The following is a 13,903-nucleotide window of genomic DNA, read 5'->3' as shown; positions in this document are numbered from 1 at the left end:
AATAAGGGTGGTGTTTTATTAAAAAATTGACGATGACTACCTAACACTAAAATTATAAACTGTCATCTTCTGGGTCATCCTTCTTGCGTTTAGCAAGAAAGGCAAGACCAGTTGCAGTAGATAGAACTCCTAACACCGTTGCAAGTGGATTACTTCTCTCAATAAACTTAGGAAGCATCCTAGATTCTGGTTGTACCAAAAGTCTATCAGCCTTAGCCTTAAGAATGAAACTGTCAGAATTGCGATCATTAACAGAAAGACTAGTTCTTTCTGATGTGTTAATTATCAGTGAAGTGTTTGTCAATTGCTCTGAACTCATTGAAGATATCTGTGAGTTTGATGAAGCACTGGTTGAAGTGTTCATGGATGCTGACGTACTTGCTGACTCGCTCGCACTTGTTGAAGCGCTCATCGATGCACTTGTACTTGCTGACTCGCTCGCACTTGTTGAAGCGCTCATCGATGCACTTGTACTTGCTGATTCGCTGGCACTTGTTGAAGCACTCATTGATGCAGACGTACTTGCGGATTCACTCGCACTTGTTGAAGCGCTCATCGATGCACTGGTACTTGCTGACTCGCTAGCACTTGTTGAAGCGCTCATCGATGCACTGGTACTTGCTGACTCGCTCGCACTCGTTGAAGCGCTCATTGATGCAGACGTACTTGCAGATTCGCTAGCGCTTGTTGAAGCACTCATCGACGCTGAAGTGCTTGCTGATTCAGACGCACTTGTTGAGGCGCTCATGGACGCGGACGTACTTGCAGATTCTGAGGCACTTGTTGAAGCACTCATCGACGCACTGGTACTTGCTGACTCGCTCGCACTTGTTGAAGCGCTCATGGATGCACTGGTACTTGCGGATTCACTGGCGCTGGTTGAGGCACTCATGGATGCTGACGTACTTGCGGACTCGCTAGCACTTGTTGAAGCGCTCATGGATGCACTGGTACTTGCCGATTCTGATGCACTTGTCGATGCGCTCATTGAGGCCGATGTACTTGCTGACTCGCTAGCACTTGTTGAAGCACTCATCGACGCGGACGTACTTGCGGATTCTGATGCACTTGTTGATGCACTTTGCGATGCTGACGTACTTGCTGACTCACTGGCACTTGTCGATGCACTCATCGATGCTGAAGTACTTGCCGATTCTGATGCACTCGTTGAAGCACTCATTGAGGCTGAAGTACTTGCTGACTCGCTGGCGCTGGTTGAGGCACTCATGGATGCGGACGTACTTGCAGATTCGCTAGCACTTGTTGAAGCACTCATTGAGGCAGACGTACTTGCGGATTCGCTAGCACTTGTTGAAGCGCTCATGGAAGCCGACGTACTTGCGGATTCACTCGCACTTGTTGAGGCACTCTGTGACGCTGAAGTACTTGCCGATTCACTGGCACTTGTTGAAGCACTCATTGAAGCTGAAGTACTTGCGGACTCGCTGGCGCTGCTGGCGCTGGTTGAAGCGCTCATCGACGCACTGGTACTTGCGGATTCACTCGCACTTGTTGAGGCACTCATGGAAGCCGACGTACTTGCGGACTCACTGGCACTTGTCGATGCACTCATGGAAGCACTTGTACTTGCAGATTCAGACGCACTCGTTGAAGCACTCATTGAGGCTGAAGTACTTGCTGACTCGCTCGCACTTGTTGAGGCACTCATGGATGCGGACGTACTTGCAGATTCACTCGCACTTGTCGATGCACTCTGTGATGCTGAGGTACTTGCTGATTCAGACGCACTCGTTGAGGCACTCATTGAGGCCGACGTACTTGCTGATTCAGACGCACTCGTTGAGGCACTCATTGAGGCCGACGTACTTGCGGATTCAGACGCACTCGTTGAGGCACTCATTGAGGCCGACGTACTTGCGGATTCGCTCGCACTTGTTGAAGCACTCATGGACGCTGACGTACTTGCTGATTCAGACGCACTCGTTGAGGCACTCATTGAGGCCGACGTACTTGCTGATTCAGACGCACTCGTTGAGGCACTCATTGAGGCCGACGTACTTGCGGATTCGCTCGCACTTGTTGAAGCACTCATGGACGCTGACGTACTTGCTGATTCGCTAGCGCTTGTTGAAGCGCTCATGGAAGCACTTGTACTTGCTGACTCGCTCGCACTCGTTGAAGCGCTCATTGAGGCAGACGTACTTGCGGATTCGCTAGCGCTTGTTGACGCACTCATCGACGCTGAAGTACTTGCCGATTCTGAAGCACTTGTTGAAGCGCTCATCGATGCACTGGTACTTGCTGACTCGCTCGCACTCGTTGAAGCGCTCATCGATGCGGACGTACTTGCGGACTCACTAGCACTTGTTGAAGCGCTCATCGACGCTGAAGTACTTGCCGATTCTGAAGCACTTTGCGATGCTGAAGTGCTTGCAGATTCTGAGGCACTTGTTGAAGCACTCATGGACGCACTGGTACTTGCTGATTCAGACGCACTTGTTGAGGCGCTCATTGAGGCAGATGTACTTGCTGATTCGCTAGCACTTGTTGAGGCACTCATGGAAGCCGACGTACTTGCGGATTCGCTAGCACTTGTTGAGGCACTCATCGACGCTGAAGTACTTGCCGATTCACTGGCACTTGTTGAAGCGCTCATCGATGCGGACGTACTTGCTGACTCGCTCGCACTTGTTGAGGCGCTCATTGAGGCAGATGTACTTGCTGATTCGCTAGCACTTGTTGAGGCACTCATGGAAGCCGACGTACTTGCGGATTCGCTAGCACTTGTTGAGGCACTCATCGACGCTGAAGTACTTGCCGATTCACTGGCACTTGTTGAAGCGCTCATCGATGCGGACGTACTTGCTGACTCGCTCGCACTTGTTGAGGCACTCATGGATGCAGATGTACTTGCGGATTCACTGGCACTCGTTGAAGCGCTTTGCGATGCTGAAGTGCTGGCTGATTCTGATGCACTGGTTGAAGCGCTCATGGAAGCACTTGTACTTGCAGATTCGCTAGCTCTGGTTGAGGCACTCTGTGACGCGGACGTACTTGCGGATTCAGACGCACTCGTTGAAGCGCTCATGGACGCACTGGTACTTGCTGACTCGCTCGCACTTGTTGAAGCGCTCATGGATGCAGACGTACTTGCGGATTCACTTGCACTTGTTGAGGCACTCATCGACGCTGACGTACTTGCTGATTCTGACGCACTCGTTGAGGCACTTTGTGAGGCACTTGTACTTGCGGACTCACTAGCACTTGTTGAGGCGCTCATCGACGCTGAAGTACTTGCGGATTCACTTGCACTTGTTGAGGCACTCATCGACGCTGACGTACTTGCTGACTCACTGGCGCTAGTTGAAGCACTCATCGACGCTGACGTACTTGCTGACTCGCTCGCACTGGTTGATGCACTTTGCGATGCTGAAGTGCTGGCTGATTCAGATGCACTTGTTGAGGCACTCATCGACGCTGACGTACTTGCGGATTCTGACGCACTTGTCGAGGCACTCATCGATGCGGACGTCCTTGCGGATTCGCTAGCACTTGTTGAAGCACTCATTGAGGCAGACGTACTTGCGGATTCGCTAGCACTTGTTGAAGCGCTCATGGAAGCCGACGTACTTGCGGATTCACTCGCACTTGTTGAAGCGCTTTGCGATGCTGACGTACTTGCTGACTCTGAAGCACTTGTAGAGGCGCTCATCGAAGCACTTGTACTTGCTGATTCTGAAGCACTTGTTGAAGCACTCATCGATGCTGACGTACTTGCTGACTCACTGGCGCTGGTTGAGGCACTCATCGATGCACTTGTACTTGCTGATTCGCTTGCACTGGTTGAGGCGCTCATGGACGCTGACGTACTTGCTGATTCGCTCGCACTGGTTGAAGCGCTCATCGATGCACTTGTACTTGCGGACTCGCTAGCACTTGTTGATGCACTCATTGAGGCACTGGTACTTGCGGATTCACTAGCACTCGTTGAGGCACTCATTGACGCTGATGTACTTGCGGACTCTGATGCGCTCGTTGACGCACTTTGTGACGCAGATGTACTTGCGGATTCGCTCGCACTTGTTGAAGCGCTCTGTGACGCGGACGTACTTGCAGATTCACTCGCACTTGTCGATGCACTCATGGATGCTGAAGTGCTGGCTGATTCGCTGGCACTTGTTGATGCACTCATCGATGCTGACGTGCTGGCTGATTCTGATGCGCTGGTTGAAGCGCTCATCGATGCTGAAGTGCTGGCTGACTCACTGGCACTCGTTGAAGCGCTCTGTGACGCTGAAGTACTTGCGGACTCTGATGCACTGGTTGAGGCGCTCATCGATGCTGAAGTGCTGGCTGATTCTGATGCACTGGTTGAGGCACTTTGCGATGCGGACGTACTTGCCGATTCGCTAGCACTTGTTGATGCACTCATCGATGCAGATGTACTTGCCGATTCGCTAGCGCTGGTTGAGGCGCTCATGGACGCTGAAGTACTTGCGGATTCTGACGCACTGGTTGAAGCACTCATCGATGCAGACGTACTTGCGGACTCACTGGCGCTGGTTGAGGCACTTTGTGAAGCGCTTGTACTTGCGGATTCGCTTGCACTCGTTGAGGCACTCTGTGAGGCACTGGTACTTGCGGACTCGCTCGCACTTGTTGAGGCACTCATCGATGCACTTGTACTTGCTGACTCACTGGCACTCGTTGAAGCGCTCTGTGACGCTGAAGTACTTGCGGACTCGCTCGCACTTGTTGAGGCACTCATCGATGCACTTGTACTTGCGGATTCGCTTGCACTGGTTGAGGCGCTCATGGACGCTGACGTACTTGCTGATTCAGACGCACTCGTTGAGGCACTCATTGAGGCCGACGTACTTGCTGATTCAGACGCACTCGTTGAGGCACTCATTGAGGCCGACGTACTTGCTGATTCGCTCGCACTTGTTGAAGCGCTCATCGATGCACTGGTACTTGCGGATTCACTGGCACTTGTTGAAGCGCTCATCGATGCACTTGTACTTGCGGACTCGCTCGCACTTGTTGAGGCACTCATCGATGCACTTGTACTTGCTGATTCAGACGCACTCGTTGAGGCACTCATTGAGGCCGACGTACTTGCTGATTCGCTCGCACTTGTTGAAGCGCTCATCGATGCACTGGTACTTGCGGATTCACTGGCACTTGTTGAAGCGCTCATCGATGCACTTGTACTTGCGGACTCGCTCGCACTTGTTGAGGCACTCATCGATGCACTTGTACTTGCTGACTCACTGGCGCTGGTTGATGCACTTTGCGATGCGGACGTACTTGCGGACTCGCTCGCACTTGTTGAGGCACTCATCGATGCACTTGTACTTGCTGATTCGCTTGCACTTGTTGAGGTGCTCATGGACGCTGACGTACTTGCTGATTCAGACGCACTCGTTGAGGCACTCATTGAGGCCGACGTACTTGCTGATTCAGACGCACTCGTTGAGGCACTCTGTGAGGCACTGGTACTTGCGGACTCGCTCGCACTTGTTGAGGCACTCATCGATGCACTTGTACTTGCTGACTCACTGGCACTCGTTGAAGCGCTCTGTGACGCTGAAGTACTTGCGGACTCGCTCGCACTTGTTGAGGCACTCATCGATGCACTTGTACTTGCTGATTCGCTTGCACTGGTTGAGGCGCTCATGGACGCTGACGTACTTGCTGATTCGCTCGCACTGGTTGAAGCGCTCATCGATGCACTTGTACTTGCGGACTCGCTCGCACTGGTTGAAGCACTCATCGATGCAGACGTACTTGCTGACCCACTCGCACTTGTTGAAGCGCTCATCGATGCACTTGTACTTGCTGATTCAGACGCACTCGTTGAGGCACTCATTGAGGCCGACGTACTTGCCGATTCGCTAGCACTTGTTGAAGCACTCATGGATGCAGATGTACTTGCCGATTCGCTAGCGCTGGTTGAGGCGCTCATGGACGCTGAAGTACTTGCGGATTCTGAAGCACTGGTTGAAGCACTCATCGATGCAGACGTACTTGCTGACTCACTGGCGCTGGTTGAGGCACTTTGTGAAGCGCTTGTACTTGCGGATTCGCTTGCACTCGTTGAGGCACTCTGTGAGGCACTGGTACTTGCGGACTCGCTCGCACTTGTTGAGGCGCTCATTGAGGCAGACGTACTTGCGGACTCGCTAGCACTTGTTGATGCACTCATTGAGGCACTGGTACTTGCGGATTCACTAGCACTCGTTGAGGCACTCATTGACGCTGATGTACTTGCGGACTCTGATGCGCTCGTTGACGCACTTTGTGACGCAGATGTACTTGCGGATTCGCTCGCACTTGTTGAAGCGCTCTGTGACGCGGACGTACTTGCAGATTCACTCGCACTTGTCGATGCACTCATGGATGCTGAAGTGCTGGCTGATTCGCTGGCACTTGTTGATGCACTCATCGATGCTGACGTGCTGGCTGATTCTGATGCGCTGGTTGAAGCGCTCATCGATGCTGAAGTGCTGGCTGACTCACTGGCACTCGTTGAAGCGCTCTGTGACGCTGAAGTACTTGCGGACTCTGATGCACTGGTTGAGGCGCTCATCGATGCTGAAGTGCTGGCTGATTCTGATGCACTGGTTGAGGCACTTTGCGATGCGGACGTACTTGCCGATTCGCTAGCACTTGTTGATGCACTCATCGATGCAGATGTACTTGCCGATTCGCTAGCGCTGGTTGAGGCGCTCATGGACGCTGAAGTACTTGCGGATTCTGACGCACTGGTTGAAGCACTCATCGATGCAGACGTACTTGCGGACTCACTGGCGCTGGTTGAGGCACTTTGTGAAGCGCTTGTACTTGCGGATTCGCTTGCACTCGTTGAGGCACTCTGTGAGGCACTGGTACTTGCGGACTCGCTCGCACTTGTTGAGGCACTCATCGATGCACTTGTACTTGCTGACTCACTGGCACTCGTTGAAGCGCTCTGTGACGCTGAAGTACTTGCGGACTCGCTCGCACTTGTTGAGGCACTCATCGATGCACTTGTACTTGCGGATTCGCTTGCACTGGTTGAGGCGCTCATGGACGCTGACGTACTTGCTGATTCAGACGCACTCGTTGAGGCACTCATTGAGGCCGACGTACTTGCTGATTCAGACGCACTCGTTGAGGCACTCATTGAGGCCGACGTACTTGCTGATTCGCTCGCACTTGTTGAAGCGCTCATCGATGCACTGGTACTTGCGGATTCACTGGCACTTGTTGAAGCGCTCATCGATGCACTTGTACTTGCGGACTCGCTCGCACTTGTTGAGGCACTCATCGATGCACTTGTACTTGCTGATTCAGACGCACTCGTTGAGGCACTCATTGAGGCCGACGTACTTGCTGATTCGCTCGCACTTGTTGAAGCGCTCATCGATGCACTGGTACTTGCGGATTCACTGGCACTTGTTGAAGCGCTCATCGATGCACTTGTACTTGCGGACTCGCTCGCACTTGTTGAGGCACTCATCGATGCACTTGTACTTGCTGACTCACTGGCGCTGGTTGATGCACTTTGCGATGCGGACGTACTTGCGGACTCGCTCGCACTTGTTGAGGCACTCATCGATGCACTTGTACTTGCTGATTCGCTTGCACTTGTTGAGGTGCTCATGGACGCTGACGTACTTGCTGATTCAGACGCACTCGTTGAGGCACTCATTGAGGCCGACGTACTTGCTGATTCAGACGCACTCGTTGAGGCACTCTGTGAGGCACTGGTACTTGCGGACTCGCTCGCACTTGTTGAGGCACTCATCGATGCACTTGTACTTGCTGACTCACTGGCACTCGTTGAAGCGCTCTGTGACGCTGAAGTACTTGCGGACTCGCTCGCACTTGTTGAGGCACTCATCGATGCACTTGTACTTGCTGATTCGCTTGCACTGGTTGAGGCGCTCATGGACGCTGACGTACTTGCTGATTCGCTCGCACTGGTTGAAGCGCTCATCGATGCACTTGTACTTGCGGACTCGCTGGCGCTGCTGGCGCTGGTTGAAGCGCTCATCGACGCACTGGTACTTGCGGATTCACTCGCACTTGTTGAGGCACTCATGGAAGCCGACGTACTTGCGGACTCACTGGCACTTGTTGAAGCACTCATGGATGCAGATGTACTTGCCGATTCGCTAGCGCTGGTTGAGGCGCTCATGGACGCTGAAGTACTTGCGGATTCTGAAGCACTGGTTGAAGCACTCATCGATGCAGACGTACTTGCTGACTCACTGGCGCTGGTTGAGGCACTTTGTGAAGCGCTTGTACTTGCGGATTCGCTTGCACTCGTTGAGGCACTCTGTGAGGCACTGGTACTTGCGGACTCGCTCGCACTTGTTGAGGCACTCATCGATGCACTTGTACTTGCTGACTCACTGGCACTCGTTGAAGCGCTCTGTGACGCTGAAGTACTTGCGGACTCGCTCGCACTTGTTGAGGCACTCATCGATGCACTTGTACTTGCGGATTCGCTTGCACTTGTCGATGCACTCTGTGACGCGGATGTACTTGCGGATTCTGAAGCACTAGTTAAGGCACTCATCGACGCGGACGTACTTGCCGACTCACTCGCACTCGTTAAAGCACTTTGCGATGCGGATGTACTTGCGGATTCACTGGCGCTTGTACTTACAGATTCACTTTCTCTTGCGGATGTGCTTGCTGATTCACTGGCAGATGTACTTGTACTTGTTGATTCTGACTTGTACACAGTATCTGATACCGTTTCACTTTGTGTATATGTTGTTAGTGGGTATTGAGATTGATTTGTTTGATTCTTATCGAAATCTTTGTAATAGACTGTTGCAACACCATCGTTACTGATTTCAATACTTGCAATACGATCTCGGCCATTTGCAATCACCCTATCATGTGCCTTCATGATTTCTTCACGAACTTTAGCTTTATCTATCTCTGTTAAGTGACCGATATCCTTTACTTGTGTAACAGTTATCGAAGGCTTGTTAAATAGATCTTTTAATTGACCTTGTCTAACACCAAATTCATCAGATAAAGTCCTATTTCCACTTAGGTCGACTGCTTCTACACGACGTCCCCAACGATTACCTGCTCCCCAAATCAAGTCACTCTTTGGAACAACGGTAAAGGTAAAGGTTGTCTGGTCATCGCTCATAACGGTATTGATAATATTTGGAATAGCACCCGTTCCCCAGTTTGTATTTCCCTGGAAGAAATCTGAAAGGACAGTCGCATTCCCAGTTACTCGTAAGGTAGCAAGCTTGCCGCTGTTGTCTTTACCAGTAACGGTCACTTGGATGACATCTCCAGCATAGAAAACATAGTCGCCATTTATTCCTATCTGAGGATCTTTGCCGTTTACCTTAACCTTATACTCAACAGTTGGTTTCACTGTTTCTGCCGTAATCGTCGCTGTAGCCTTCTCTGAAGTTTCCCCTTCAAATGTGCTTGTAGCCGTAACAGTACCTACAGGCAACAAGCCATTGTTATCATCATAGGCTTGCTTCAGATCCTGTGCCGTAAAAGTAACACTTTCATCACTAGCTCCTGCCTCCTTGGTAAACTGATGCCCATTCAAGGTCAAAGTGACCGTGGAACTAGGTAGAACGTTCGTGACTTGAATAGATTTACCTGGTAAGCCACCTGTCTCTGTCACTGAGTCCTCAGAGATCACTGGAGTAGGGATAACCGTATATTCGGCAGTTATTGGAATCGTCAGAGGGATATCTGACTTATCATCTGTGATCGTATAAGCAATGTCTAATGTAGCTTTCCCAGCAGTTGTAATGTCTGGTCCTAAGCCATCTCTGAATTCCCCTATAAAATTAGGATTTCCCGTAATAGTCACCCAACTAGCCGGATCTTTACTAGTTCTATAATTTTCATCTTCTACATTTTGATGGAAAACTTTGTGTTTGGTTGTGAGTTCAATAACACGGTGTTCGAGTGTCGTTGAAGTCGTAATTAATTTAGAAGTATCTGTCGTTGCTCCATAACGCCCCACATCATAAATCCGCTTAATGGCATAGGTAAATGTTCCTGTGTTATCAACTGTTAATGGGATAGTGGTAGAGCTGACTCCAGACGCATCTGTCCATTGTGTTGTATAAGAAACATCTGTAGTATCTGACTTAATATAATTACTCTCATCCGTTCCATTATGAAGACCTTCATCTTTAAGATCATAAATAGGACTCTTAGCTTCAATCGTCGGTAAAATGGTGTAAGGAACTGAAACCGTGTAAGTTTGAGAATCCCCTGGAAGTTGAACAGTAACCTCCGCAACTCGATCCCCTACCGTATTGGTATTGATTAGATCTTTTGATGTCTTCCAACGTACTGAACTTCCTGAAGGCAAAGCTAAATCATTGGCTAATTTTACAAAATTACTTGGAATACTTAATTCTGGAGAACCTTCATGATGAAGGGCATAGAGCCTATCCGCCTTCGCTTTAGGTGCAGCATAAGTCGCTAATTTTGAATTTCCAGAAGCTGTGTAAGTCGCTGTGCCACCTGTTTCTGTCGGCCCTGTCTTAGATGTACTTGCTTGGATATTTCCATATGGCAAAGCTGTTGTGACTGTGACAGTTGCATTCCCAGATGCATCAGCTACTGCAGTTCCAATAGCCCTCCCTGCTGAATTGCTCAACGTAACGGTTGCACCTGGTGAAGCTGTTACTGCAATCTGCTGATTCTTCATACCAGCTTTACCGGTCAAATCAGTCGTAATCGTTGCTACTTTTGGATTGACCGTTACGACAACATCAATCTCTTTAGTGGCTCTATGTCCTGCTCCATCCTCACCAGTTTTTACAATAACTGTTTTCGTGAATTTTCCGATTTGATCCATGCTCGGAGCATCATTGTTTTTCCAGGTGAAGGTATCATTGGCCACAGGAGTGATTGCATTCGAACCAGATGCATACTGCACTGCGCTGATTGCATTAATTGTAACATTGTCACCTTGAGTAAAGACCCAAGATCTCGTAGGGTTTGGTGTCGGGTTGGCAACAAGATCATAAACAATGTGTCGGAAAGTAGATGAAACCGTCAGTAACTTGCTAGATTCCGTTTCACCATACCGACCCTTCGGAAAAACTGCTTTTAACGTATAGTCTTTATAACCTACCGTATCGGTATTGATATCATCAATCTTCGTGGTTCCATCATAAAGTCCCCAAGACATTCCTGAAGGGTACCAACCACCCGTACCTAATTTCGTAAGGTAATTGTAATAACCACCACCTGAAGCTGAACCATTTGTCAGTGATTCTCCTTTAAAATCGTAGATTGGACTTTTGGCACTAAGAGATGGATAAACGGTGTAGGGGATATCAACTGTTTGAACATAACCATTCGGCATGGTGACTTTTACAGTAGCCTGTTTATCTCCTTGATCTGTCGTATCAAAACCAGATACAAATTCATACTTCGTATTGCTAGGTAAAGTCACACCCGTTTGAGTCTTTACAAAATTTTGAGCAACAGTTAAATCAGAAGCATTTTCACCAACATAGGTATAGATACGATCTACCTTTTTCTCTACTGTAGGAGAATAGGTATAGGTAACCGTTACCTTTCCTTGTTTAAATTCAATCTTGTTTCCGCCTCTGTAGAGATTATAAGTGTTGGCATTATTACGTTGAACTTTGTAACCAGGAATGTCCAAGTAACTTGTTAAATCTTGGACATTGCCTCCTAGACCAGAAATGGTTTTAGATGGCTTGAGCTCCGCTCCTGTAATATCATCTACATACTTGATCGTAATGTAAGATCCACCTGTGGTGTAATCGAAGGATTCCAATTGGAATTGCTGTAGGTTCCATGCACCACCTGTGGATGCAAATAGTGCAAAAGCTAATTCTTCATTCCCAGCTGATTGACGGGTTGTAGTACGTGATTGCGAAAGCCAAGTGGAAACATTTTTTGTGAAGGTCTGTCCAGCATAAGTAACAGTCATCTCCTTCGTTTTACCATTGTAGCTTACAGTATAGTCTCGAAGGGTATTATTTGTAGGATTTACAGTTAACTTATTCGCATCATAGGTTCTGACCTTTCCGCTTCCTTCCGATTGAACCCAACCACCAAAGGCACCACCCCCTCGTACATTACTAGGATCCGCAAAAGCAAAAGCATTTGCAGCTGGGTTACTTGTATTATGATAGGTATCTAATTTAAATCCAAAGGAATATTTTAAATTCGTTCCCCCCATACCAAGACTAGCACCAGAGCCGTTAGTTCCAAGTTCTCCTACAGCACCTGTAGAAAAGATTGTTCCAATACCATCACCACCAGTGTGACCTGCTGAAGAGTTCCCCTCATAAGCATCACCTAGATTGATTTTCCCTTTTAGTACGAAACTTTCGTTCATATCAATCTTGTTTTTCAAGGTATAGGAACCAGCTTGACTTTTAGTATTCGTCAAGGTTACCACACCATTATTTAAAGACGCTGTCCCCTTCGTCTCGAAATAATCTTCTTGATCTTCCGGCGTAACATGAAGTGCTGCTTTTGGCGTGTAAGTAGCATTTCCAATATTTGTTGCTGCTCTGAAACCTGTTCCTGTCGGAAGTGCTCTCCCATTACGGCTGTCTCGAAGTCCAGAATTTGCACGTAACACCGTATTGACCACAGTATTACGGGTTCTAGTAGCTTCAGAGATAAGGGCGTTGAGGTCAGCGTTTGGATCTGTCAAAGCATTTTGAATCGCTTCAATCGTAGTCTTTCCTTTTAGAAGGGCACTTTCCGCCCCTTCACGATTGCCTAGTCTTCCTAGATAAGTTCCAATTTCAGTAGACAGTGAGTTAAGCTTGGCTTCTTGCTCTTGACGCTTCTTATCCGCCTCAATACTCACCGCCACAGCAGTATTAGCTACTGCTGTAGCTTCTGAGGTAACCTCTGCTGCTTGTACTGAGACTGTCGGTACTGACGCTCTTGTTGTTAAATCTGACGAACGTGATGTCTCATTGGTATCTAAGTCTTCTGAACGCATTGAGTCTGCACCACTCTCAGACCCCGTCTGGCTCGTAGCAGTAACTTGACTACTTGATGTCTCACTGTCATGCCCTGTCGCCTTTGAACTACTCATTGAAACTGAAGTAGATTCCGAAGCTTTCTGCGAAGCCGAAGCACTTGTTGAAGCTGACGTACTAGCAGAGGTTGAGACTGAGGTCGAAAGGCTCGCTGATACTGACGCAGAAGCCTGATGACTTGCCGATAGCGATAGTGAGACTGAGTCTACTGAGTTTGATACTGAATCTGTGGCTGAGGCTGACTGGCTAACAACATCCCCTCTGACTACAGATTCTGTAATAGCTCCCGAATGACCCAAAACCGCTGAATCAGAAGCTGCCAAAACATCTGTCGTCGGACTAACCGTATGCTCTACCGCTGATGGACTTGTTACTTCATCAGCTTGAACTACATAAGTCGCTACTCCTCCACCTAGTAGAGCTCCAGTCGCGGCTACTCCCTTTAAAAGTCTGTCACTTGTGATTAAAGGTACTTCTTCCTCAACTTGATGAACTGATACAGATGACGCATCCACTCGACCACTTATTATCTTAAAAAGTCCGAAGTGAGAAGTTGCGGCACGTAACCAGTGTTTCCCTGACTTTACCAATTTAAAACGTGTCACACGATCAGTTTCTCGGTACTGACCCTCATTTCTTCTAAAAAACATATATACACCTTTTCATTTTTAGCTAGTTTATTAGTATATTACTATTTATTTTATCATATCCTTAACCCAAAAATCTAATATAGTATCTTATTTTTTGAATTTTTTTATCGCCCTTTCCTACATTGCTTTTACAAGTCTAAAAAAGGGTGATTTCCCCAGGATGATAACAATGAAAAGGTAGAAATAGAATATGACATCTCTCGAAAAAAATGATTAAGGAAAATTCCTCTTAGTAAGATTAATCAGAATTCCGAA

2 protein-coding genes and 2 pseudogenes are annotated in these 13,903 nt (G+C 48.5%); 1 reads left to right on the top strand and 3 read right to left on the bottom strand.

Annotated features, from left to right (window positions below; translation table 11 throughout):
* Positions 1 to 52: 52 nt before the first annotated feature.
* Positions 53 to 199 carry an LPXTG cell wall anchor domain-containing protein gene (locus NSQ79_RS03170; RefSeq protein WP_142917835.1) on the bottom strand — a complete coding sequence of 49 codons (147 nt, stop codon included), beginning with the start codon at positions 197 to 199 and terminating at the stop codon, positions 53 to 55.
* A gap of 3,156 nt (positions 200 to 3,355) precedes the next feature.
* Positions 3,356 to 9,661 (bottom strand): annotated as a pseudogene (locus tag NSQ79_RS03165) (accessory Sec-dependent LPXTG-anchored adhesin); the annotation flags it as partial.
* Between the two features lie 811 nt (positions 9,662 to 10,472).
* Here NSQ79_RS03165 and NSQ79_RS03160 point away from each other — a divergent pair.
* Positions 10,473 to 10,658 carry a hypothetical protein gene (locus tag NSQ79_RS03160; protein ID WP_041817198.1) on the top strand — a complete coding sequence of 62 codons (186 nt, stop codon included), beginning with the start codon at positions 10,473 to 10,475 and terminating at the stop codon, positions 10,656 to 10,658.
* Positions 10,659 to 11,296: 638 nt separating this feature from the next.
* Here the strand turns inward: NSQ79_RS03160 and NSQ79_RS03155 are convergent.
* A pseudogene (locus NSQ79_RS03155) lies at positions 11,297 to 13,648 on the bottom strand (accessory Sec-dependent serine-rich glycoprotein adhesin); the annotation flags it as partial.
* Between the last annotated feature and the right edge of the window lie 255 nt (positions 13,649 to 13,903).

The sequence above is a fragment of the Streptococcus sp. FSL W7-1342 genome, assembly GCF_037966635.1.
Lineage (GTDB): Bacteria > Bacillota > Bacilli > Lactobacillales > Streptococcaceae > Streptococcus > Streptococcus salivarius_D.
This window is presented reverse-complemented; position numbering and strand designations above follow the sequence as displayed.